Origin of the sequence: Acidovorax sp. GBBC 1281 (genome assembly GCF_028473645.1) — a bacterium.
Taxonomy (GTDB): domain Bacteria; phylum Pseudomonadota; class Gammaproteobacteria; order Burkholderiales; family Burkholderiaceae_C; genus Paracidovorax.
On record NZ_CP097269.1, the window covers coordinates 2,363,496 to 2,385,869 of the forward strand.

General features: G+C 68.5%; 19 protein-coding genes. 11 read left to right on the forward strand and 8 right to left on the reverse strand.

Annotation, left to right across the window (positions count from 1 at the left end):
- The first annotated feature begins 222 nt into the window (after positions 1-222).
- Both M5C96_RS10790 and M5C96_RS10795 read left to right on the forward strand, forming a co-directional pair.
- Positions 223-777, forward strand: coding sequence for an NADPH-dependent FMN reductase (locus M5C96_RS10790; protein WP_272569050.1), 555 nt, complete (start codon positions 223-225; stop codon positions 775-777).
- A gap of 122 nt (positions 778-899) precedes the next feature.
- A complete protein-coding gene (locus M5C96_RS10795; RefSeq protein ID WP_442867375.1) occupies positions 900-1,856 on the forward strand; it encodes a bifunctional helix-turn-helix transcriptional regulator/GNAT family N-acetyltransferase in 957 nt (318 codons plus the stop codon).
- Between the two features lie 71 nt (positions 1,857-1,927).
- On the opposite strand, the gene M5C96_RS10800 is transcribed toward M5C96_RS10795, so the two are convergent.
- A complete protein-coding gene (locus M5C96_RS10800; RefSeq protein ID WP_272569052.1) occupies positions 1,928-2,572 on the reverse strand; it encodes an FMN-dependent NADH-azoreductase in 645 nt (214 codons plus the stop codon).
- Between the two features lie 136 nt (positions 2,573-2,708).
- Between M5C96_RS10800 and M5C96_RS10805 the strand changes: the two genes are divergently transcribed.
- The 7 genes from M5C96_RS10805 (at position 2,709) to M5C96_RS10835 (ending at position 9,272) form a co-directional block, all read left to right on the forward strand.
- On the forward strand, positions 2,709-3,665 hold the full coding sequence (locus tag M5C96_RS10805; protein ID WP_272569054.1) for a LysR substrate-binding domain-containing protein: 957 nt from the start codon (positions 2,709-2,711) through the stop codon (positions 3,663-3,665).
- Positions 3,666-3,846: 181 nt separating this feature from the next.
- Positions 3,847-4,524 carry an RBBP9/YdeN family alpha/beta hydrolase gene (locus tag M5C96_RS10810; RefSeq protein WP_272569055.1) on the forward strand — a complete coding sequence of 226 codons (678 nt, stop codon included), beginning with the start codon at positions 3,847-3,849 and terminating at the stop codon, positions 4,522-4,524.
- Positions 4,525-4,729: 205 nt separating this feature from the next.
- Entirely contained in the window at positions 4,730-5,740 is a 1,011-nt protein-coding gene (locus tag M5C96_RS10815) for a sulfate ABC transporter substrate-binding protein (protein WP_272569056.1), read from the forward strand.
- A gap of 3 nt (positions 5,741-5,743) precedes the next feature.
- Entirely contained in the window at positions 5,744-6,631 is an 888-nt protein-coding gene (gene cysT, locus M5C96_RS10820; protein WP_272569058.1) for a sulfate ABC transporter permease subunit CysT, read from the forward strand.
- Positions 6,628-7,554, forward strand: a complete 927-nt coding sequence (cysW, locus tag M5C96_RS10825) for a sulfate ABC transporter permease subunit CysW (RefSeq protein ID WP_272569059.1) — start codon at positions 6,628-6,630, stop codon at positions 7,552-7,554. Before cysT ends, cysW begins: the two co-directional genes overlap by 4 nt.
- Before the next feature lie 13 nt (positions 7,555-7,567).
- Positions 7,568-8,692: a sulfate/molybdate ABC transporter ATP-binding protein gene (locus tag M5C96_RS10830; RefSeq protein WP_272569061.1), complete on the forward strand. Its 1,125-nt coding sequence runs from the start codon at positions 7,568-7,570 to the stop codon at positions 8,690-8,692.
- A gap of 46 nt (positions 8,693-8,738) precedes the next feature.
- The gene (locus M5C96_RS10835) at positions 8,739-9,272 is read left to right on the forward strand and encodes a disulfide bond formation protein B (RefSeq protein ID WP_272569062.1); all 534 of its coding nucleotides are present in this window, start codon (positions 8,739-8,741) and stop codon (positions 9,270-9,272) included.
- 72 nt (positions 9,273-9,344) lie between these two features.
- Here the strand turns inward: M5C96_RS10835 and trhO are convergent, their stop codons facing one another.
- Together trhO and M5C96_RS10850 are read right to left on the reverse strand one after the other, a co-directional pair.
- Positions 9,345-11,018 carry an oxygen-dependent tRNA uridine(34) hydroxylase TrhO gene (gene trhO, locus M5C96_RS26835; RefSeq protein ID WP_336297894.1) on the reverse strand — a complete coding sequence of 558 codons (1,674 nt, stop codon included), beginning with the start codon at positions 11,016-11,018 and terminating at the stop codon, positions 9,345-9,347.
- 53 nt (positions 11,019-11,071) lie between these two features.
- The gene (locus tag M5C96_RS10850) at positions 11,072-11,950 is read right to left on the reverse strand and encodes a LysR family transcriptional regulator (protein WP_272569063.1); all 879 of its coding nucleotides are present in this window, start codon (positions 11,948-11,950) and stop codon (positions 11,072-11,074) included.
- Between the two features lie 129 nt (positions 11,951-12,079).
- Here M5C96_RS10850 and bla point away from each other — a divergent pair, with 129 nt between their 5' ends.
- Positions 12,080-13,006, forward strand: a complete 927-nt coding sequence (gene bla / locus M5C96_RS10855; protein WP_272569064.1) for a class A beta-lactamase — start codon at positions 12,080-12,082, stop codon at positions 13,004-13,006.
- A gap of 28 nt (positions 13,007-13,034) precedes the next feature.
- Here the strand turns inward: bla and argA are convergent, their stop codons facing one another.
- From argA to M5C96_RS10870, 3 genes are all read right to left on the reverse strand, one after another.
- Positions 13,035-14,381 carry an amino-acid N-acetyltransferase gene (gene argA, locus M5C96_RS10860; RefSeq protein ID WP_272569065.1) on the reverse strand — a complete coding sequence of 449 codons (1,347 nt, stop codon included), beginning with the start codon at positions 14,379-14,381 and terminating at the stop codon, positions 13,035-13,037.
- Between the two features lie 87 nt (positions 14,382-14,468).
- Entirely contained in the window at positions 14,469-15,830 is a 1,362-nt protein-coding gene (locus tag M5C96_RS10865; protein WP_272569066.1) for an NAD(P)/FAD-dependent oxidoreductase, read from the reverse strand.
- 126 nt (positions 15,831-15,956) lie between these two features.
- On the reverse strand, positions 15,957-16,199 hold the full coding sequence (locus M5C96_RS10870; protein WP_272569067.1) for a hypothetical protein: 243 nt from the start codon (positions 16,197-16,199) through the stop codon (positions 15,957-15,959).
- Positions 16,200-16,542: 343 nt separating this feature from the next.
- Here M5C96_RS10870 and hrpA point away from each other — a divergent pair, with 343 nt between their 5' ends.
- A complete protein-coding gene (gene hrpA, locus M5C96_RS10875; RefSeq protein WP_272569069.1) occupies positions 16,543-20,721 on the forward strand; it encodes an ATP-dependent RNA helicase HrpA in 4,179 nt (1,392 codons plus the stop codon).
- A 198-nt stretch (positions 20,722-20,919) separates the two neighbouring features.
- Here the strand turns inward: hrpA and M5C96_RS10880 are convergent, their stop codons facing one another.
- The gene (locus tag M5C96_RS10880) at positions 20,920-21,042 is read right to left on the reverse strand and encodes a hypothetical protein (protein ID WP_272569070.1); all 123 of its coding nucleotides are present in this window, start codon (positions 21,040-21,042) and stop codon (positions 20,920-20,922) included.
- A 610-nt stretch (positions 21,043-21,652) separates the two neighbouring features.
- Positions 21,653-22,327, reverse strand: a complete 675-nt coding sequence (lexA, locus tag M5C96_RS10885; RefSeq protein WP_272569071.1) for a transcriptional repressor LexA — start codon at positions 22,325-22,327, stop codon at positions 21,653-21,655.
- Between the last annotated feature and the right edge of the window lie 47 nt (positions 22,328-22,374).

A 22,374-nucleotide genomic window follows, 5' to 3' on the forward strand; every position in this document is an offset into this window, starting at 1 on the left:
CTGCGCTGCAGCGCCGGGGGTGTTTTGCTTGAAAAGGGCGCCAGCGCAATCGATACTAGGGCATATAGCTACAAAAATAATAGCAAATGGCGCTTTGGCGTTCCTCGAAAGCGGGCCATGCAGGCGCCGCGCGCAGCGTCGGAACGCCGCAGGCCGTGTCTATCATGGCCCGTTGCGGCCCCGCGCCGTTCCGTCTTTTTGGCTGTTTCACAAGGAGTGCTCATGGACCAATACCAGATCGCCGTCATCGTCGGCAGTCTCCGCAAGGACTCGTTCAACCGCAAGCTGGCCACAGCGCTGGCCCGGCTCGCACCGCCGGACTTCCACTTCACGCAGCTGCGCATCGACGACCTGCCGCTGTACAACCAGGACGACGACGCCCATCCCGCTCCCGCCGTGCTGCGCCTGAAGACCGAGATCGCCCAGTCGCAGGGCCTGCTGTTTGTGACGCCCGAATACAACCGTTCGATTCCCGGCGTGCTCAAGAACGCGCTGGACCACGCCTCCCGCCCCTATGGGCAGAGCGCCTGGGGCGGCAAGCCGGCCGGCGTGATCGGGGCGTCGATCGGCGCCATCGGCACGGCCATGGCCCAGCAGCACCTGCGCAACGTGCTGGCCTACCTCGACGTGCCCACGCTGGGCCAGCCCGAAGCCTTCGTTCAGGCCAGGGATGGCCTGTTCGATGACGACGGCAACATCGGCGAGGCCAGCCGCCAGTTCCTGCAGGGCTGGGTCGAGAAGTACGTGGCCTGGGTCAAGCAGCACGCCAAGCTCTGACCAGCGGCGTGTTTCAGCGCCTCCAGTCCGGCCGCCCCGCCATGGGTGGCCGGACTTTTTTATTTGCCATTCACGTTATTGATTGCTAAAGTCAATTAATTATTTGATGAAGGCAAATGAATATGGCGTCAGATCCCCAGGTCACTCCCGCGCCTGCGCCCGTCCCCGCGGCAGCGGTCAAGGCGCTTCGGCAGTTCAACCGGTTCTTCACGCGCCGCATCGGGGTGCTCGACGCCTATCTGGGCAGCGACCTGTCGCTGACCGACGTGCGGGTGCTCTACGAACTGGCCCACCGCACCGAGCCTGTCGCCACCGACATCGCCAGGGACCTGGGCCTGGACGCCGGCTATCTGAGCCGCATCCTGCGCCGGTTCGAAAAGGCCGGCTGGCTGGAGCGCCGCCCGGGCGCAAAGGATGCGCGCCAGAGCCTGCTGCGCCTGACCGACGCCGGACACGCCGCGTTCGCCCCGCTGCAGCAGCGCTCGCGCGACGAGGCGGCGGCGATCCTGGCGCGCTTGTCGCCCACGCAGCAGGCCGACGCGCTGGCCGCCATGCAGCGCCTGGAGACGCTGCTGTCTTCCGAACCGCCCAGCCGCCCCCGCCTTGTGGTGCTGCGCGACCCGGTGCCCGGTGACATGGGCTGGGTGGTGCAGATGCATGGCGAAATCTACTGGCGCGAATACGGCTGGAACCAGGCGTTCGAGGCCATGGTGGCCGAGATCGCCGCGCGGTTCGTGCGCGAATTCCAGCCTGGGTTCGACCGGTGCTGGATCGCCGAGGTGGATGGCGAGCGCATGGGGGCGGCCTTCGTGGTGCGCGAGTCCGACACCACCGCCCGGCTGCGCATGCTGATCCTGGCGCCCCAGGCGCGGGGCATGGGACTGGGCGGCCGGCTGGTGGACGAGTGCATCGCCTTCGCGCGGGGCCAGGGCTACACGGAGATGACGCTGTGGACCAACAGCTGCCTGGCCGCGGCCCGCCACCTGTATGCGCAGCGCGGCTTCACGCTCGTGGCGTCGGAACCCTACACCGCCTACGGCCAGTCCCTGGTGGGCGAGACCTGGACGCTTGCCCTGTAGGCGCCTTGCGGCGCACGCAAAAAAACCGGCGCAAGGCCGGCTTTCTGGTGACTGCGCAGTTGTCCGGTGGATCAGGCAGCTTCGGCCACGGCTTCCTGGCGGGATTGCGCCACGTGTGCCCGGATGTCGGAATCCGCGCTGTCCAGGGCCTTGGACTTGGCGTCCGGTCCCATGGCCACGCCTTCGGCGCGCACGAAGCGCACGTCGGTGATGCCGAAGAAGGCGAACACGGTCTGCAGGTAGCTCTCCTGGTGTTCCATGGCGCGGCCGGCATCGCTCGTCGAATACACACCGCCGCGGCTGGAGGCGACGATCACCGTCTTGCCCTTGGCCAGGCCCTGCGGGCCAGCGGCGGTGTAGGTGAACGTGCGGCCCGGCTGGGCGATGCGGTCGATCCAGGCCTTGAGCTGCGTGGGAACGCCGAAGTTGTAGAGCGGCGCGCCGACCACGATCACATCGGCCGCCAGGAACTGGCTCACCAGCTGTTCGGACACGGCGTTTTCACGGCGCTGTGTTTCACTCAGGCCTTCGGTCTGGCCGGTGCGCGGCGCCATGGCCTCCATCGTGAAATGGGCCGGTGCCTGGGCGACCAGATCCAGGTGCTGCACTTGCGTGCCGGGATGGGCGGCGACCCACGCCGCCACGGTGCGGGCGGTGAGTTGGCGCGAGACGGACTGTTCGCCGGTGATGGCGGAATCGATGTGCAGCAGTTGCATGGAAGGTTCTCCTCGGGATGGGGGCCGCACCCGGTGTGCAGCGTTGGATAGATTGTGCAGATGAGCGCATTGATTGATAAGCCGGCCACTTTGCGATAGATTGTTCTATGGGTGGAACAATCTCCGAGGGGTGACGGTGCAAGATCTCAACGACATGCTGTATTTCGCCGAGGTGGTCGAGCGCGGAGGGTTCGCCGCCGCGGGCCGGGCGCTCAGCATCCCCAAGTCGCGCCTGTCGCGCCGCGTCTCCGATCTGGAGGCACACCTGGGCGTGCGGCTGCTGCAGCGCACCACGCGAAAGCTGTCGCTTACCGAGGTGGGCGAGGCCTATCTGCGCCACTGCCAGGCCATGCGCGAATCGGCGCAGGCGGCGGCCGACACGGTGGCCCATGTCCAAGCCGAGCCGCGCGGCACGATCCGCGTGGTGTGCCCCGTCACGATCGCGCAGACCCTGCTCGGCGACATGATGCCGGTTTTCATGGCGCGGTACCCGCTCGTGCGGGTGGAGATCCAGGTGAGCAACCGCGTGGTCAACCTGGTGGAGGAGGGGGTCGACGTGGCGCTGCGCGTGCGGGCCAAGCTGGACGACAGCGGCAGCATGGTCATCAAGCGGCTGGGCGAGGGCGACCTGTTGCTGGTCGCCAGCCCCGCGCAGCTGGCGCGCCAGGGCACACCGCACACGCTGGAGGAACTGTCACGCATGGACAGCATCGCCATGTCCGCTGCCGACGGCCGTGCTTCGCTGAGGCTGGTGGGCCCCGGAGGGCAGGAGGCCGTGTGGCAGCACAGCCCGCGCTATGTGGCCGACGACCTGCTCACACTCAAGTTGGCCGCGGAAGGCGGCGTGGGCATCTGCTGGCTGCCCGACTACATGTGCCAGGACGAATTGCGCAGCGGCCGGCTGGTGCACCTGCTGCCCGAATGGGCCCCGGAGCGCGGAGTGATGCACGCGGTGTTCCCCTCCCGACGCGGTCTGACGCCCGCGGTCCGGCGGTTTTTGGACTTTCTGGGCGAGACGCTGCAAGGCGCGATGACGGCGGTGCCGGCATCCGATACCGAGGGCCTCGGCAGCGCAGCATCGGTCGCTTCTTAAGATTAATTAGCGATTAATTCAAAAGAATATATTCGTTTGGGTTTTAAGGGCGGAATCGCAGAATGGGCCGCATCCACCGTTGAGGAGCCTGTTCCATGGCCACTGCACTGTCGTTCCGCACCTCCTGTGGGGTCCGAATCTTTCCCTTGTTCCATGCCCTGGCCACCGTGCCCTGCCGGCCATGAGCAGCAGCGCACCCACGTCTTTGTCCGAATCCGGGCGGCCGGTCGGCCGGCTCGACGGCGGAGCGCCGCAGGCGGCCCCGTCCGCACGCACCGCTGCGGGCGGCCCGGTCTCGGTGGTCATCGTCCCGGGCTGGCGCGATTCCGGACCCGGCCACTGGCAAAGCCTGTGGGCGGAGCGGCTGCCCGGCGCGCGGCGCGTGGTGCAGGACGACTGGGTCACGCCCGCGCGGGCGCCCTGGGTGGCGGCGCTGGAGCGCACCGTGCTGGAAGCGCCGCACCCCGTCGTGCTGGTGGCGCACAGCCTGGGCTGCATCACCGCGACGCACATGGGCGAGCCGGCCGCAGCCCGGGTGCAGGGCGCCTTGCTGGTCGCCCCGGCCGATCCGGAGCGCCGGGCGGTGCTGAGCGACTTCGCCCCCGTGCCTTACGCGCCGCTGCCGTACCGCAGCATCCTGGTGGCGAGCAGCAACGATCCCTACTGCCCCATCCGCCTGGCCGGCGCCTACGCGAGGGCCTGGGGCAGCGAGTTCGTTCGCCTGCCACAGGCGGGGCATGTGAACGTGGACTCGGGCCATGGCGAATGGCCCCTGGGCTGGGCACTGCTGCATTCGCTGGTGGATGGCGCGGAGTGGGGCCTCGGCCAGGGTGCCACGGAGACCCGTTCCGCCGCCTGATGGGGTTGCTATTGTTTTTGTAGCTGTGCGCCATAGTATCCATTGCACTAAGGGCGTTTTTGGCTGAAACCTGCTGCACCACCCCTTGTTTTTTGGCGTGGTTCTATATTCTGGAAGTCGATTAATTAACAAGAATATATTCTTTTGAGTTTTAAGCTCTGCCGCCCACAATCGGTTTCACTTTTTCAGTAACGAGGGCGCAGACATGACTTCCCGGACAAAACTCAAGACTTTCCTGGCCGTAGTGGCCCTGGTGGCTGGCGGCGTCGCGTCGGCACAGACGTCCACGCTGCTGAACGCTTCCTACGACGTGGCCCGCGAGTTCTACAAGGACTACAACCCCGCCTTCGCCGCCCACTACAAGAAGACCACCGGCAAGGACGTGAAGATCGACCAGGCCCATGGCGGCTCCAGCGCCCAGGCCCGCGCGGTGAACGACGGCCTCGACGCCGACGTGGTCACGATGAACACCACTACCGACATCGACTTCCTCGCCACCAACGGCGTGGTCGCCAAGGACTGGGCCAAGCGCTTCCCCAACGATGCATCGCCCACCACCTCGACCATGCTGTTCCTGGTGCGCAAGGGCAATCCCAAGAACATCAAGGACTGGGACGACCTCGCCAAGCCCGGCGTGCAGGTCGTCGTGGTGAACCCCAAGACCGGCGGCAACGGCCGCTACGCCTACCTGGCGGCCTGGGGCAGCGTGCGCGAGAAGGGCGGCACCGACGCCCAGGCCGCTGAGTTCGTGGGCCAGGTGTTCAAGAACGTCCCCGTGCTGGGCAAGGGCGGGCGCGATGCCACCAGCATCTTCCTGCAGCGCAACACGGGCGATGTGCTGATCACGTTCGAATCCGAGGTGCTGTCCATCGAGCGCGAATTCGGCAAGGGCAAGGTCGATGCCGTGTACCCCTCCAGCAGCGTGCTGGCCGAAAACCCCGTCGCGGTGGTCGAGCGCACCGTCGCCAAGAAAGGCACGGGCGAACTGGCCAAGGCCTATCTGGACTACCTCTACTCCGATGAGGCGCAGGAGATCGCGGCCCGCCACGCGCTGCGTCCGCGTTCCGAAGCGGTGCTGAAAAAGCACGCCGACCTGTTCAAGCCCGTCAAGCTGTTCACCGTGGCCAAGTACTTCGGCTCCCTCGGCGAGGCACAGAAGGTGCACTTCAACGACGGCGGCCAGTTCGACAAGCTCTACACCCCCGGCGCCAAGTAAGACATGAACGCTGCGACCTCTGCCTTGCCCGGCGCCGCCGTGGCGTCCACGGGCGGGGCCCGGCGCAGCCCGAAGCGGGTTCTGCCCGGCTTCGGCCTGACGCTGGGCTACACCATCTTCTACCTGAGCATCATCGTGCTCATCCCGCTGTCGGCGCTGGTCTTCAAGACCTTCACGCTGACCTGGGACCAGTTCTGGACCGCCATCAGCGCGCCGCGCGTGCTGGCGTCCTACCGGCTCACCTTCGGCGCGTCGTTCATCGCGGCGGTGGTCAACCTCGTGTTCGGCCTGCTGATCGCCTGGGTGCTGGTGCGCTACCGCTTTCCGGGCAAGAAGATCGTCGATGCCCTGGTGGACCTGCCGTTCGCGCTGCCCACTGCGGTGGCGGGCATTTCGCTCACCGCCTTGCTGGCCGGCAACGGCTGGGTCGGGCAGTACCTGGAGCCGCTGGGCATCCAACTGGCCTTCAAGCCCGCTGGCGTGGTGATCGCGCTGATCTTCATCGGGCTGCCCTTCGTGGTGCGCACGGTGCAGCCGGTGCTGGAAGACGCCGAGAAGGAACTGGAAGAAGCCGCCACCAGCCTGGGCGCCACGCGTTGGCAGATTTTCACGCGCGTCATCCTGCCCGCGATCACTCCGGCGCTGCTCACGGGCTTTGCCATGGCGTTCGCGCGGGCGGTGGGTGAATACGGCTCGGTCATCTTCATCGCGGGCAACATGCCCATGATCTCCGAGATCACGCCCCTCATCATCATCGGCAAGCTGGAGCAGTACGACTACGCGGGCGCCACGGCGGTCGCGGTGGTGATGCTGGTGATCTCCTTCGCGCTGCTGCTCGTCATCAACGCATTACAGGCCTGGCAGCGTCGCCACGCAGGAGCCCCGGCATGACTTCCACCGCTTCCAACTCCGGCGGGCGCAACGGGGTGCGCCGCGCCCAGGCCGGCACGACCGAGGCCCCCTGGGTGCGCTGGACGCTGATCGGCATCGCGCTCGCGTTCCTGCTGCTGTTCCTCGTGCTGCCGCTGGCCGCCGTGTTCACCGAGGCGCTGCGCAAGGGCTTCGGCGCCTACGTGGCGGCGCTCAAGGAGCCCGATGCATGGGCCGCCATCCGGCTGACCCTCATCACCGCGGCCATCGCGGTGCCGTTGAACCTGGTGTTCGGCGTGGCGGCGGCCTGGGCCATCGCCAAGTACGAGTTCCGGGGCAAGGCGTTCCTGACGACGCTGGTGGACCTGCCGTTTTCCGTCTCGCCCGTGGTGGCCGGCCTGGTGTACGTGCTGATGTTCGGCGCCAACGGCTGGTTCGGCCCCTGGCTGGCGGCGCACGACGTCAAGATCATCTTCGCTGTGCCGGGCATCGTGCTGGCGACCATCTTCGTGACCTTCCCGTTCATCGCGCGCGAGCTGATTCCGCTCATGCAGGCCCAGGGCAGCGACGAGGAGCAGGCGGCCATCGTGCTGGGCGCGAGCGGCTGGCAGACCTTCTGGTACGTGACGCTGCCCAACATCAAGTGGGGCCTGCTGTACGGCGTGATCCTGTGCAATGCGCGCGCCATGGGCGAGTTCGGCGCGGTGTCGGTCGTCTCGGGCCACATCCGCGGGCAGACCAACACCATTCCGCTGCACGTCGAGATCCTCTACAACGAATACCAGTCCGTGGCGGCGTTCGCCGCGGCCTCGCTGCTGGCCCTGCTGGCCCTGGTCACGCTGGTCATCAAGTCCATTGCCGAATGGCGCAACGAGCAGGAGCGCAAGGCCGCGGCCGCGCTGCCGCCCGAGCGCCCCGCACCCGCCGCCGTGGGCGCGCGCTGAACGAAAGCACACCATGAGCATTGAAATCCGCAACATCAGCAAGCAGTTCGGCAGCTTCCAGGCACTGCGCGACGTGAGCCTGGACATCCAGTCCGGCGAACTCATCGCGCTGCTCGGCCCCTCGGGCTGCGGCAAGACCACCCTGCTGCGCATCATCGCGGGGCTGGAGACGCCCGACGTCGGCACCATCCACTTTTCGGGCGAGGACACGACCGACGTGCACGTGCGCGACCGCGGCGTGGGCTTCGTCTTCCAGCACTACGCGCTGTTCCGGCACATGACGGTATTCGAGAACGTCGCCTTCGGCCTGCGCGTGAAGCCGCGCGGCGAGCGCCCGAGCGATGCGCAGATCAAGCAGAAGGTGACCGACCTGCTCAAGCTCGTGCAGCTCGACTGGCTGGCCGACCGCTATCCGTCGCAATTGTCCGGCGGCCAGCGCCAGCGCATCGCCCTTGCGCGCGCCCTGGCCGTGGAGCCCAAGGTGCTGCTGCTGGACGAGCCCTTCGGCGCGCTCGATGCCAAGGTGCGCAAAGAGCTGCGCCGGTGGCTGCGCCGCCTGCACGACGAACTGCACGTGACCAGCATCTTCGTGACCCACGATCAGGAGGAAGCCCTGGAAGTGGCCGACCGCGTGGTGGTCATCAACCAGGGCCGGATCGAGCAGAGCGGCTCGCCCCAGGAGGTGTGGGACCAGCCGGCCAGCCCGTTCGTCTATGGATTCCTGGGCGATGTGAACCTGTTTCGCGGCCGTGCCCACGAAGGGCTGGTGCACGTGGAGGGCATGGCCATCGATTCGCCCGAGCATGCGGGCGCCCAGAACGCCAGTGCCTTTGCCTATGTGCGTCCGCACGACCTGGACGTGCAGCGCTACTCGCCCGGCGAGGGCGTGGACGCCGATGGGCGCCCGCGCGGCATCGTCGCGCAGCTCAGCCGTGCCATCGTCGTGGGGCCGATCGCGCGCCTGGAACTTATTCCCGATGCCGACCACAAACCAGCGGACAATGCGAGCCCCGACTCGGTGATCGAAGCGCAGATTCCTGCGCAGCAATACCGGGAGATGGGTTTCAGGGAGGGTGAAACGCTGGTGGTCACACCGCGCCGCGCCCGCGTTTTTCTGGACCACGCCGCCGGTATCTGATGCAGCCTTCGAGGGCTGCCGACCGCGGCCTTCAAGGACAAGAACAATGGTGTTGAACTGGTTGGATGCCGCGCCCCGCCGCGTGCTGGGCCTCATCGCGGCGGCCTGCGTGGCCATGCTGGCTTTTGGCATGTACCTGCAGCATGTCGTGGGGCTCGAGCCCTGCCCGATGTGCATCGTGCAGCGCTATGCGCTCATCGGGGTCGCCGTGTTTGCGGCCCTGGCCAGCGCCCGGGGCACCCGGGGCTGGTGGATGTCGTGGGCCTTCCTGGCGCTGCTGTCGTCGGGATTCGGCGCCTTCGTGGCGGCGCGGCAGAGCTGGCTGCAGTGGTACCCGCCCGAGATCGCCACCTGCGGGCGCGACTTCTACGGAATGATCGAGCACTTCCCCATCGGCCGCGCGATCCCCATGATCTTCCGCGGTTCGGGCGACTGCGCTGCGGTGGACTGGACCTTCCTCGGAGGCTCCATCGCCAACTGGTCGTTCATCTGCTTCGTGCTCATGGCCGTCGTGCTGCTGGTGCTGATGGCCCGCGGCGGGCGAGGGGGCGCCAACCGCCGCCGGCTGGCTACGGCTTGAAACCCGCCTGAACCCCGTTGAATGAAAAAGGCGCCCTGAACAGGCGCCTTTTTCTTGGGCGTTGCAAATCCGTCAGGTCGGTGCCGGCGCTGCCACGGGCTCCTGGGCGGGAAACACCGGGCCCCGGGTTCCGGGCACCCAGGGCGCGATCTTGTCCATCACCTGCGTGAACGCGGTGCTGGCTTCCCATGCTGCCAGCCACTTTCGCACATGGGGCCAGGGGCCCGCCTGCCAAGCCATGGCGTCGATGCCCGCGAACTGGCGCACGAACGGCATGATGGCCACGTCGGCCAGCGTGGGCTGCAGGCCGCACAGGAAGGCGTGTTGCGCCAGCCGCGCGTCCCACTGGGCCAGGAACGCGGTGGCGATGGCCTGGGGCGTCGGCGCGTCATTCGCGCCGTCCTCCGTGCCGGTCTGCTGCGGATAGCGGTTCGGGTACTTGCAGCGGTCCAGGGCCCGTTTGAAGGTGCCGTCGCAGGCAGCGATGAGCGCATCGGCGTCCCGGGCCGTTGCGGCATCTTCGGCCATCCAGCCCTGTGGATCGTGGCGAGCGAGCGCCCAGCGCATGATCTCCAGGCTTTGTTCCAGCACCTGGCCATCGGGCAGCACCAGCACGGGCACCGTGGCTTTGGGCGATGCGTCCCGCAACGCTTGCGGCTTGTCGCGCAACACCACCTCGCGCAATTCACAGGCCTGTCCGCTGGCCGCGATCGCCATGCGGGCGCGCATGGCGTAGGGGCAGCGGCGGAAGGAATACAGCACGGGCAGACCGCTGGGCGCGTCCGAGGGTTGACCATCGGACTGCGCCACACCTGGGGAGCCCAGGCGCGCGCCGATGTGGTCCTGCCCGCGCTGCCGCGCCAGCTCCATCTGTTGCTCGCGCTCGGCCAGGGCGCGCTCCTGCTCGGGCGTGCGCGTGCCATGGCAATAGGGGCAGCTCACGCCGGGGCGGTACTGGGACGATGCGAGTTCGGCCTCGCCCAGCGGCATGCGGCAGGACCGGCACAGTTGGTGCCGGCCCGTGGACAGGCCATGGCCGACCGACACGCGTTCGTCGAACACGAAACAATCGCCGTGCCAGCGGCTGTCTTCGGCGGGCACGTCTTCCAGGTACTGCAGGATGCCGCCCTCCAGGTGGAACACCTCGTCGAAGCCCTGCGATTTGAGCAGGGCGGTGGACTTCTCGCACCGGATGCCGCCCGTGCAGAACATGGCCACCTTGGGCCGGTGTGCCAGCACGCCGCCCGGCGCGCGCTGCTGCTCCACCCAGGCCGGAAACTCCGTGAAGCTGCGCGTGCGCGGGTTGATGGCCCGGGCGAAGCTGCCGATGCCCACTTCATAGTCGTTGCGCACGTCGATCACCACCACCTCGGGGTCGTCGATCAGTGCGTTCCATTGCGCCGGCGGCACGTGCGTGCCGGCATTGCGCGCCGGGTCCAGTCCGGTCACGCCCAGGGTGACGATCTCGCGCTTGAGCCGCACCCGCATGCGGTAGAACGGCATGCGGTCGCCCAGCGCCTCCTTGTGGCGCAGGCCGGCCAGCCGCGCATCGGCGCGAAGCCAGGCCAGCACGGCCCGCACACCTGCGGGTTCCCCCGCGATCGTGCCGTTGATTCCCTCGGGCGCCAGCAGCAGCAGGCCCCGCACGCCATGGGTCTCGCACAGGGATTGCAGCGGTGGCTGCAGTGCGGCGCAGTCGGGCAGATCGACGAAATGGTAGAGGGCGGCGGTGAGGATCTCGGGCATGGGGTGGCGATGATAGCGGTGCGTCTGGAACGGGCGGAGCGTGTGAGGGGCGATCAGGCCGGTTCTCCCGGCAGGCTGCCGCAGCCGGCCAGCAGCCAGCCGCGGAAGGCCTGCAGCGCAGCACTGGGCGGGCGGGATTTCAAGCGCGTGAGCCAGTAGGCACCCAGAGCGATGTGCGTGCCGAAGGGCTGCACGAGCCGCCCTTGTTGCAGCTCCCTTTGAAAAAGCCGCACCGGCAGCAGCGCCACGCCCGCGCCCTGCGCGGCGGCCTCGGCCAAGGCCAGGGAGGAGTCGAACACCGTGCCACGCACCAGCGGGCAGGGAACACCGGCAGCGCTGAACCAGGCGGCCCACTCGTCCGCGCGGTACGAACGCAGCAGCGATTCGTGCGCCAGGTCGGCCGGCGCCCGCAGCCGCGGGGCGATGGAGGGCGCGCACATGGCGGACAGCGGCGCTTCCAGCAGGCGGTCGGCGTCGGTGCCATGCCAGGCACCGTCCCCGAACCGGATGGCGCAGTCCAGTCCCTCGCCCGCGATGTCCACCCGGTTGTTGTGCGTGAGCAGGCGCAGGTCCACGAAGGGGCACGCCTGCTGGAACTCGCGCAGCCGCGGCAGCAGCCACCCCACGGCGAAGGTGCCCACGGCGCCGACGGTGAGCACTTCGCGCGGGCGGGTGTCGCTGAACTGCTCCAGGGCGCCGGCAATGCGGCCGAACGCGTCGGCCAGCACCGGCAGCAGGGCCAGGCCTTCGTCCGTCAATGCCAGTCCGCGCGGCAGGCGCCGGAACAGCGGTTTGCCCAGGCGCTCTTCGAGGTTGCGGATGTGCTGGCTCACCGCGGTCTGGGTCACGCACAGCTCCTGGGCTGCACGGGTGAGGTTGAGGTGGCGCGCCGAGACCTCGAAGGCGCGCAGGGCATTGAGGGGCAGGTGCATGGCGTCGGAATCAGGCAGGCAAGTAGCAAGCAGTTTTTCTTGGGGCTCTTCACGATTATTGTCGATGGCGCTCTGGCCGACATGTCTCTATCGTTCGGGTCTTCTTGCTTCCAACGACAGGTTCATTCCATGCAAAGACGCCAGTTTTCCTTTGATCTCTTCGCCGCCGTGGCCGCCGCTTCGACGGCCGCCTTGTGGGCCGGCCCGGCCCATGCCGCCGCGCCTGCGCGCCAGCGCAACGCGCGGGAGGTGGCCTGGCAGGCCGCCATGCAGCAGCTTGAATCGGCACTGGACGGCCACCCCAAGGCGCGGCTCGGGGTCGCCATGCTCGACACGGGCTCCGGGCTGTCGCTGGGCTGGCGCCAGGACGAGCGCTTTCCCATGGCCAGCACCTTCAAGCTGCTGCTGGCCGCGTGGATGCTGGAGCGGGTCGACCGGGGCCAGGAGGCGTTGGACCGCCGGGTGCATTTCGACGCGTCGGCGCTCGTGGCCTATTCGCCGGTGACGGAAAAGCGGGTGGGCGACGTCGGCATCACGGTCCGCGAGCTGTGCGAAGGCACCGTCACGCTGAGCGACAACACCGCGGCCAACCTGCTGCTGGCGCGCCACGGCGGCCCGCAGGGCTTCACCGCCTTCGCGCGGAGCCTGGGCGACACGGTGACGCGGCTGGACCGCACCGAGCCCACGCTGAACGAGGCCATCGCGGGCGATCCGCGCGACACCACCACGCCGCAGGCCATGCTGCAGTCGCTGCGCAAGGTGGCCTTGGGCGATGCGCTGAGCCCGGCCTCGCGTGCCCAGCTGGTCGAATGGATCGTGGCCACGAAGACGGGTGACAAGCGGCTGCGTGCCGGCGTGCCGGGCTGGCGGGTGGGCGACAAGACGGGCACGGGCAACCAGGGTTCGTCCAACGACATCGGCGTGCTGTGGCCGCCCGGCGGCGGTGCGCCCATCGTGGTCACCTGCTACATCACCCAGACCACCGCCACGCCGGAAAAGCGCGATGCCACCATCGCCGAGGTGGCGCGCCAGGTGGCCCGGGCGGTCGCCGCCTGAGCCGTGTGGCCGCGGGCCGGGCCGCCGCCTACAGCTTCTTGACGAGCACCTGGCTGCGGCGGTCCCAGTTGTACTTGAGCTTGCGGGCTTCGGGCAGCCACTCGGGGTCCACGGGCTGAAAGCCGCGCTTGATGAACCAGTGCATGGTGCGAGTGGTGAGCACGAAAAGGCTGGTCAGGCCCATGCCCCGCGCCCGCTGCTCGATGCGTTTGAGCAGCTTTTCGCCATCGCCCGTGCCCTGGCTGTGCGGCGACACGGTCACGGCCGCCATCTCTGCCGTGCTGCCCTCCGGATAGGGGTAGAGCGCTGCGCAGCCGAAAATCACGCCGTCGTGTTCGATGATGGTGTAGTTGGCGATGTCGCGTTCGATCTCGGTGCGGTCGCGCTTGACGAGCGTGCCGTCCTTCTCGAACGGTTCGATCAGCTGCAGGATGCCGCCCACGTCGTCCGGCGTGGCCTCGCGCAGTTCTTCCAGCTTCTCATCGACCACCATGGTTCCGATGCCGTCGTGCACGTAGATCTCCAGCAGCAGCGCACCGTCCACCGCGAAAGGAATGATGTGGCTGCGCTCCACGCCGTTCTGGCAGGCCTTCACGCAGTGCTGGAGATAGAACGCGGTGTCGGTCGGCCGCTGGCTGGGCGGCACGCGGGCCAGCATCTGCCGGGCCTGGGCCAGCGGCAGCTCCGTGTCGATGGGGTTGTCGTCGCTCTCGGGCTCGTCGGGGTTCATGCGGATGCCGGGCACTTCGCACACGAAGACCAGCTTGTCGGCCTTGAGCGCGATCGCCACCGAGGTCGCGACCTCCTCCATCGTCAGGTTGAAGGCCTCGCCGGTGGGCGAGAAGCCGAAGGGCGACAGCAGCACCAGCGCGTCCATGTCGAGCGAGCGCCGGATGCCCGCCACATCCACCTTGCGCACCAGGCCCGAATGCTGGAAATCCACCCCGTCCACGATGCCCACGGGCCGCGCCGTCAGAAAGTTGCCGGAGATCACGCGCACCGTGGAGCCCGCCATCGGCGTGTTGGGCAGGCCCTGGCTGAAGGCGGCCTCGATCTCGTAGCGCAACTGGCCCGCGGCCTCCTGCGCGCAGTCGAGCGCGACCGAATCGGTGACGCGGATGCCGTGCGAATACTTTTCTGCATGCCCCTTGGCCGCGAGCTGCTCGTTCACCTGCGGGCGAAAGCCATGCACGAGCACGATCTTCACGCCCATCGCCTGGATCATGGCCAGGTCCTGCGCGATGGCCTGAAGCTTGCCGGCCGCGATGGCCTCCCCCGTGAGCCCGATCACGAAAGTCTGGTGGCGGAACTTGTGGATGTACGGCGCAACCGAGCGGAACCAGGGGACGAAGGTGAAGTTGAAGACGGCGGACATGGCGAAAGGGTGAAGAGAGCGGGGACTGCACCCTGCGGGGCGGCGCAGGGTGCGTGGGAGGGCGGGGCGTTTTCCGCTGCGGCCGAATTATCGTCGCCATCGCTGCGGACGGAACGGCGCCAGGTCGATCTCCGGAGGCTGTCCGTCCATGCATTGGGACACCACCCGTCCCGTGCGGGCCGAAGCGCCCAGGCCTACATGGCCGTGGCCATAGGCATGGATGACGTCAGCACAGGCGCTGGCGGGGCCGATGCAGGGCAGTCCGTCGCTGGTGCTCGGACGCCGGCCCATCCAGAAGCGGGCGCCGTCCTCCAGTGCGGCGCGGGGCAGCGAAGGGTACAGATCGAATAAGTGTCCCAGCAGGATGCGGGCGCGGCGCCAGTCGGGTGCGGCGTGCAGGCCGGCGATCTCCACCTGGCCCGCCACCCGCAGGCCGTGCTCCATCTGGTGCGCGATGAGCTTGCGGTCCATCACCATCGTGGAGGTGCGGGGGCCGGCGGGCGCCGGCTCCCCGGCGCGGGCCTGCAGGTCCAGCATCGCGTGGTACCCGCGTTCGGTGTCCAGCCACACGCGATCGCCGGCGGCTCGGGCCAGCGGCCGCGAATAAGCGCCCGCCGCGATGACCGCGCCCTGGCAGGGCAGGTCGCCCTGGTCGGTCCGCACGGCGTGCAGGCGGCCCGCCTCGATGTGCAGCCCGGTGGCCTGGCCCGTGACCCAGCGCCCGCCGAGGGATTGCGCATGGGCCACCAGGGCCGCGAGGTAGGCACCGGGATTGGCGCAGTGGCCGGCTTCGGCCACGCGCATGCCGAAGCCGTAAGCCGGGGCCAGGTCCGGCTCCTGAGCGCGCAGGCTGGCGCCTTCCACCGTCTCGAACGCGATGCCTTCCTCGCCGCGAAGCCGCCAGCCCAGCGCATCTGCCTCGAAGTCCGCCCGCGAGCGGTAGGCGTGCAGCAGGCCGCGCTGGGCCACCAGATGCGGGACGCCGGCTTCGCTGGCCAGCCGGGCATGCAGCGCCGGCGCATCGCGCAGCAATTGGCGCAGGGCATGCGCGGTGCGGGCCACGTGCGCGGGCGTGCGGCCCGAGCGCAAGAAGCGCCACAGCCACGGTAGGGCGCGGGGCAGGTAGCCCCAGCGCACGGTGAGCGGGCCCTGCGGGTCCAGCAGGTAGCCAGGCACCTGCTTCCACATGCCGGGCCCTGCGGGCGGAAGAATGGAATGGGAAGACAGCCAGCCCGCATTGCCGTAGCTGGTGGCTTCTTCGCCGGCGGGGGCATGGGGGTTGAGCAGCGTGACCTGGCGGCCGGAGCGCAGCATCTCGATCGCGCACACCGTGCCCACGATGCCGGCCCCGATCACCACGACGTGCCGGCGCCGGTCGGCGGGCCCGGCCGCCCTGGCCTGGGTGGCGTGTTCGGCAAGGGCGGGAGTGGCGGAGGCTGTGGCGGGCATGTGTGCGGCTGCGCGGGGCAGCGAGGAGAAGAGGGGGTGTGGGCCGGACCCGGTCGTGTCATTTTTCCACGAAAGGGTTCGGTCCACGGTGCCCTGCCGGCCTGGTGCCCGGTGAGCACCGGCGGATCAGCCTTCCGCGCCGCGGCGCACGGCACGCTGCAGCGCCATGCGGTCGGCGCGGCGCTGCGCGCCCTGGCTGCGGATGTGCTTGCCTGCCGCGGCGCTGGTGCCGCGCGCCGCCAGCGCGCGGGCCACCGGGTTGCGCGGCGGTGCGCTGGCTTCGAGGTGCAGCACCATCGGCTGCTTCATGCGGCGCAAGGCCTTGACCCGGCCTTGCTGGAAGGCGCGGGAACGTTTCTGAGCACTCATGTGCGATTCCTGAAAAGCAAAAAGCCCCGGCTGAGCAAGCCAGGGCTTTCGTGCGGCGCATCCCCATTCGAATGGGGCGGGTGAGCGCAGCAGCCTTGGCTGAACGGTGTGTGAGCGACACGGTTCAGCCGGGGCGAGGAACCGTGTTCAGTGGGGGGTGTTGAACAAATGAGGCATGGAATGACAGCTCCTGAAAGGTGCGCAGCAAGGGTGCTCGTTGCGGCGCTGGTGAAGCGAAGGCGCGATTATCGAAGCGGCTTCGCGGGCGTGGCAAGGCCTGCCGTGGCCCCTGGCGGCCCTTGTTGTGCAGGGCCAACGGCGGGCTCGGATAATGCAGCCCTTCATGACCGAATCCGCGCCTTCCTCTTCTTCCCCTTCTTCCTCCACCGCCAGGGCGCCCAACGCGCCGTTGCGCATCACCTTCCCGCCGTCGCTGCCCGTCTCGGCGCGGCGCGACGAAATCATGGCGGCGATGCGGGAGCACCAGGTCATCATCGTGTGCGGGGAGACCGGCTCGGGCAAGACCACGCAACTGCCCAAGATCGCGCTGGCATTGGGGCGCGGCAAATGCAACGCCGCGCCGGGACAGAAAGGCCAGCTCATCGGCCACACGCAGCCGCGGCGCATCGCTGCCAGCAGCGTGGCCAAGCGCATCGCCGAAGAGCTGCAGACCCCGCTGGGCGACGTGGTGGGCTACAAGGTGCGGTTCCAGGACCGGCTGTCGCGCGACGCCTCGGTCAAGCTCATGACGGACGGCATCCTGCTGGCGGAGACCCAGACCGACCCGCTGCTCAAGGCCTACGACACGCTCATCATCGACGAGGCGCACGAGCGCAGCCTGAACATCGACTTCCTGCTGGGCTACCTGCGGCAGATCCTGCCGCGCCGGCCCGACCTGAAGGTGATCGTCACCTCGGCCACCATCGATGCCGACCGATTTGCCAAGCACTTCGCGCTGCCGCGGCGCCTGACCGGCCGCTCCAGGTCCGGCGAGGGGCCGCAGGGCGATGCGGCGCAGGCAGCCGGGCCGCAGGGCGCGGAGCTGATTCCCGCGCCGATCATCTATGTGTCGGGCCGGACCTTTCCGGTCGAGCAACGCTGGCGTCCGTTCGAAGAGTCGCGCGACTACGGCCTGAACGAAGCCATCGCCGACGGCGTGGACGAGCTGTGGGCCGGCAACGCGGGCGGCGACATCCTCGTCTTCCTGCCCGGCGAGCGCGAGATCCGCGAGGCGGCCGACCATCTGCGCAAGCACCTGGCGCACCAGCCGGTGATGCGCAATGCCGAGGTGCTGCCCCTGTTCGCGCGGCTGTCGCAGGCCGAGCAGGACCGCATCTTCGACGGGCACACGGGCCGGCGCATCGTGCTGGCTACCAACGTGGCCGAGACATCGCTCACCGTGCCCGGTGTCCGGTATGTGATCGACGCCGGCACCGCGCGAGTGAAGCGCTACAGTTTCCGCAGCAAGGTGGAACAGCTGATGGTCGAGCCCGTCAGCCAGGCCGCCGCCAACCAGCGCGCGGGCCGTTGCGGCCGCGTGGCCAACGGCATCTGCATCCGGCTCTACGACGAGGCCGACTTCAACGGCCGGCCCCGGTTCACCGACCCAGAAATTTTGCGGTCCTCGCTGGCCGGCGTCATCCTGCGCATGAAGTCGCTGCACCTGGGCGACGTGGCGCAGTTCCCCTTCATCGAGGCGCCTTCGGGCCGCGCGATCGCCGACGGCTACCAGTTGCTGGGCGAACTGGGCGCGGTGGACGAATCCAACGAACTCACGCCGATGGGCCAGGAGCTGTCGCGCCTGCCGCTCGACCCGCGCGTGGGCCGCATGATCCTGGAGGCGAGGGAGCGCCAGGCGCTGGACGAGGTGCTCATCATCGCCAGCGCCCTGAGCGTGCAGGACGTGCGCGACCGCCCCATGGATGCGCAGCAGCAGGCCGACCAGGCCCACGCCAAGTTCGACGACGAAAAGAGCGAGTTCAGCGGCTACCTCAAGCTGTGGAAATGGATCAACGAAGCGCGCGGCGGCGCGCCCACCCTGCCGTCGGCGCGCATGCAGAAGCAGGCCGCACGCAAGGCGCCCTCGCAGGCCGTGCTGCCCGTGGCACAGCGCATGGCCGCGGTGGCCGTGATGCCGCCGGCGGCCACCGAGGCCGCAGCGGCTGCGCCCACCCACAAGCTCAGCAACCGCCAGTACGAATCGCTGCTGCGACAGAACTTCATCAGCGTGCGCCGGCTGCGCGAATGGCGCGACATCCACACGCAATTGCTGACCGTGGTGACCGAACACCGCTGGCGCATCAACGACCGCCCTGCCAGCTACGAGCAGATCCACCTGTCCATGCTGGCCGGGTTGCTGGGCAACGTCGGCGTCAAGAGCGACGAGGACGACTGGTACCTGGGCGCACGCGGCATCAAGTTCTACAAGCACCCGGGCGCGCACCTGTCCAAGAAGCCCGGGCGCTGGATCGTCGCGGCCGAACTGGTGGAGACCACGCGCCTCTTCGGCCGGGGCATCGCGGCCATCGAGCCGCAGTGGATCGAGCAACTGGGCGGGCACCTGCTCAAGAAGCAGCTGCTCGATCCGCACTGGGAAAAGAAGGCGGCCGAGGTCAATGCGCTGGAGCGCGCCACGCTGTACGGCATCGTCATCTACAACAACCGGCGGGTGAACTTCGGCAAGGTGGACCCGTACGCGGCGCGGGACATCTTCATCCGCGAGGCGCTGATCGGCGGGCAGTGGGAAACCCGGCTGCCCTTTCTGGCCGCCAACCACAAGCTCATCGCCAAGGTCGAAGAGCTCGAACACAAGTCGCGCCGCCAGGACGTGCTGGTGGACGACGAACTGATCTACGCCTTCTACGACCAGCAGTTGCCGGACGACGTGTGCAGCGGGCACAGCTTCGAGGCCTGGTACCGCGAGGCGAGCGCGTCGAACCCCGACCTGCTCAAGCTGACGCGCGAAGAACTCATGCGCCACGAGGCCGCGGGCATCACCGGCAATGCCTTCCCGCGCACGGTGCGGCTGGGCGGCGTGGATTGCGCAGCGAGCTACCTGCACGAGCCGGGCGATGCGCGCGACGGCATCACGGTCACCGTGCCGCTGTTCGTGCTCAACCAGGTGAGCGACGAGCGCTGCGAATGGCTGGTGCCCGGCATGCTGCAGCCCAAGATCCAGGCCCTGCTCAAGAGCCTGCCGCAGCGCCCCCGCAGCCGGTTCGTGCCGCTGCCCGACAGCGCAACCCGGCTGGCCGGGCTGCTCGGCACGCCCGAACGCTTCGGCCACGGCAGCCTGGTCGAGGTGCTGCTCAAGCAAGTGCGCGATGAGACCTCGCTCGACGTCAAGCGGGCCGATTTCAAGCTCGACATGCTGAGCCCGCACCTGTTCATGAACTTCCGCGTGGTGGACGAACACGGGCGCCAGCTCGGTCATGGGCGCAACCTGGGTGCCCTCAAGGCCGAATGGGGTGCGAAGGCGCGCGGCGCCTTCCAGGCCCTGGCAGGGCTCAAGCTGGGTGGCGATGCCAAGGGTTCTGAAGAAAAACAGGCTCCAGCGCAAGAAGTACTAGGGCATGATGCTATCAAAAGTGAAGCATCTCCCGCTGTGACGGGGCGCCGCAGCCCTGCGGCGGTGACGGCACCGGCCGCCGCTTCGGCTCGGCAGGCGTCCGCCGGTCAGCGCCACACCGCATGGACCTTTGGCGAGCTGCCCGAGCTGATGGAGATCCGCAAGGGCGGCCAGACGCTGATCGGCTTTCCCGCGCTCATCGACGGCGGCGATGCCGTCACCATCGAGGTGTTCGACGAGCCCGAGCTGGCCGCCGCCCGGCACCGTGCGGGCCTGCGCCGCCTGTTCGCGCTGCAGATCAAGGACGCGCTCAAGTACCTGGAAAAGAACATTCCCGACCTGCAGAAGATGGCCGTGGCCTACATGCCGTTGGGCACGCAGGAAGAACTGCGCAGCCAGATCATCGACGTGGCGCTGGACCGGGCCTTCCTGCTCGACCCGTTGCCCACCGATGAGGCCGCTTTCAAGCGCCGGGTTGACGAGGGACGCGGCCGGCTGACCCTGATCGCCAACGAGGTCGCTCGGCTCGCCGGCACGATCTTGCTGGAGTACGCTGCCGCGGCCCGCAAGATCAAGGACACCAAGAACGCACCCGAAGCCGTGCAGGACGCGCAGCAGCAGTTGCAGCGCCTCATGCCCAAGGCGTTCCTGGCCGCGGCACCGTGGGCGCAACTGGCGCACTTTGCCCGCTACCTCAAGGCAATCACGCTGCGGCTGGACAAATACCGCGCCGATCCGGCGCGCGACGCCACCAAGCTGGCCGAACTGCGCCCGCAGGAGCAGCGCTACTGGCGCCTGGTGGCCGAACGCAAGGGCGCGGTGGATGCGCGCATGCAGGAACTGCGCTGGCTGCTGGAAGAGTTGCGGGTGAGCTTTTTCGCCCAGGAGTTGCGAACCCCGCAGCCGGTGAGCGTGAAGCGGCTGGACAAGCTCTGGGCGCAACTCAACAGCTGAGGCGGGCAGCCAGGCTGTGCCGCGCGGCGCTTCGCATCGACACCGGTACGGTGGGCGGCGGGGCACGGGACCCATGGTGGATGACTCGCCTAACGCTGCTTGTCCCCATTCATCGCGGAGCGGCTTCTCCTGAGCACCCACCAAGCACCTCCGGGTGCTTCAGCGGCCGGGCTTTCGGTGCGGCCGGGATGTGCGGCCTCAATGGGGCGCCTGCAAGGCCGCCTCGGCCCGCACGAGGCGATCCAGTTCGGCGCACACATCGGCCATGCGGCCGGAGATCAGCACGCGCGCCGCCGCACCGGGGCCGCGGCGATCCAGCACCCGCAGCGGGCGCGCAGCAGGCCGGGGGCGGCTGCAACCCGCAAATGCCCCACTGTCATTGGCGCTGGTGCTGGACCATGACCTTGCAGACGGGGTTACCGCCAGTGTGGGGGGACATGCTGAAAAGGGCTGGTCGGGCGGTGCCTGCCGCGGCCGAACCACCACGAAGCGCCGTGGCAGGGGGGCGAGCGCTGGAGGACACGGCAGGCCCTCTGCCGCCGCACTTTCCAAGGCGGTGCATGGCAGTGGTTCGATGGCAGCCGGCCGTGTGGCGGACGGGCTGATGGCGTCGGCATGGAGGCCCGGGGCCACGGCATGCACCGTGCCTCTGCCGCTGGCGCCGCCGCCTGGCTGGCCTGCGACGGCCCTGCGGTCCTGGCGCGGAGGGCGGCAGGCGGGCGCGCGCAGCCACCGCGCCAAAGCATTCAGCGGTTGCGAAAAGGAAGAAAAAGCGAGCAGGGCAAATCCCATGTGAAAACTCCAGCGAAGTGCGAGGGGGTTGAACACAGGCAGGATTGCCGAGGAAAAACACACTGCCGCAGGGTTGGCTGACCAGGGCTTCTTGCCCCTGGCCGCCAGACGCCCGCCACCTGCGGCGGTGTGCGGTGGACTACATCAGCATGGTGTTGCGGATCAGGCCCACGGCAAGCCCTTCGATTTCGAAGGGCTCGCCCGGATGCACGGTGATGACGGGGTGGTCGGGGTTTTCGGGCAGCAGCTCGATGGCCGTGGCCGTGCGGCGCAGGCGCTTGACGGTGACGTCATCGCCCAGCCGGGCCACGATGATCTGGCCGTTGCGCGCCTCGCGGGTGGATTGCACGGCGAGCAGGTCGCCGTCCATGATGCCCGCATCGCGCATGGACATGCCGCGCACCTTGAGCAGGTAATCCGGCTTGTGCTGGAACAGGCTGCCCTCCACGCTGTAGGTCTGGTCGACATGTTCCTGCGCGAGAATGGGCGACCCTGCCGCCACCCGCCCCACCAGGGGAAGCGACAGCTGCGACAGACCCGGGATGGGCAGGTTGAACTGGGTGCCGCGGGCGGCATTGATGGAGCGCACCGTGTCGCTGCGCAGCCGGATGCCGCGCGACGTGCCGCTGACCAGTTCGATGACGCCCTTGCGGGCCAGGGCCTGCAGGTGTTCTTCGGCCGCGTTGGCGGATTTGAAGCCGAACTCGGCGGCGATTTCCGCCCGGGTGGGGGGCGCGCCGGTGCGGGAGATGGCGGTCTGGATCAGATCGAGGATCTGCTGCTGGCGGGCGGTGAGCTTGGGACTGTCGAACATGAGTGACTCCGGTGCTGAACGGATAGGCAGAGAGAGGCCTGTTTTTT

What these genes read in the sequence shown, in the direction of transcription:
- M5C96_RS10815 (WP_272569056.1), top strand. Translation starts at nt 4,730, where the DNA reads ATGACTTCCCGGACAAAACTCAAGACTTTCCTGGCCGTAGTGGCCCTG.
- hrpA (WP_272569069.1), top strand. Translation starts at nt 16,543, where the DNA reads ATGACCGAATCCGCGCCTTCCTCTTCTTCCCCTTCTTCCTCCACCGCC.
- argA (WP_272569065.1), bottom strand. Translation starts at nt 14,381, where the DNA reads ATGTCCGCCGTCTTCAACTTCACCTTCGTCCCCTGGTTCCGCTCGGTT.
- cysT (WP_272569058.1), top strand. Translation starts at nt 5,744, where the DNA reads ATGAACGCTGCGACCTCTGCCTTGCCCGGCGCCGCCGTGGCGTCCACG.
- M5C96_RS10830 (WP_272569061.1), top strand. Translation starts at nt 7,568, where the DNA reads ATGAGCATTGAAATCCGCAACATCAGCAAGCAGTTCGGCAGCTTCCAG.
- M5C96_RS10850 (WP_272569063.1), bottom strand. Translation starts at nt 11,950, where the DNA reads ATGCACCTGCCCCTCAATGCCCTGCGCGCCTTCGAGGTCTCGGCGCGC.
- M5C96_RS10790 (WP_272569050.1), top strand. Translation starts at nt 223, where the DNA reads ATGGACCAATACCAGATCGCCGTCATCGTCGGCAGTCTCCGCAAGGAC.
- trhO (WP_336297894.1), bottom strand. Translation starts at nt 11,018, where the DNA reads ATGCCCGAGATCCTCACCGCCGCCCTCTACCATTTCGTCGATCTGCCC.
- bla (WP_272569064.1), top strand. Translation starts at nt 12,080, where the DNA reads ATGCAAAGACGCCAGTTTTCCTTTGATCTCTTCGCCGCCGTGGCCGCC.
- M5C96_RS10870 (WP_272569067.1), bottom strand. Translation starts at nt 16,199, where the DNA reads ATGAGTGCTCAGAAACGTTCCCGCGCCTTCCAGCAAGGCCGGGTCAAG.
- cysW (WP_272569059.1), top strand. Translation starts at nt 6,628, where the DNA reads ATGACTTCCACCGCTTCCAACTCCGGCGGGCGCAACGGGGTGCGCCGC.
- M5C96_RS10835 (WP_272569062.1), top strand. Translation starts at nt 8,739, where the DNA reads ATGGTGTTGAACTGGTTGGATGCCGCGCCCCGCCGCGTGCTGGGCCTC.
- M5C96_RS10810 (WP_272569055.1), top strand. Translation starts at nt 3,847, where the DNA reads ATGAGCAGCAGCGCACCCACGTCTTTGTCCGAATCCGGGCGGCCGGTC.
- M5C96_RS10800 (WP_272569052.1), bottom strand. Translation starts at nt 2,572, where the DNA reads ATGCAACTGCTGCACATCGATTCCGCCATCACCGGCGAACAGTCCGTC.
- M5C96_RS10865 (WP_272569066.1), bottom strand. Translation starts at nt 15,830, where the DNA reads ATGCCCGCCACAGCCTCCGCCACTCCCGCCCTTGCCGAACACGCCACC.
- lexA (WP_272569071.1), bottom strand. Translation starts at nt 22,327, where the DNA reads ATGTTCGACAGTCCCAAGCTCACCGCCCGCCAGCAGCAGATCCTCGAT.
- M5C96_RS10795 (WP_442867375.1), top strand. Translation starts at nt 900, where the DNA reads ATGGCGTCAGATCCCCAGGTCACTCCCGCGCCTGCGCCCGTCCCCGCG.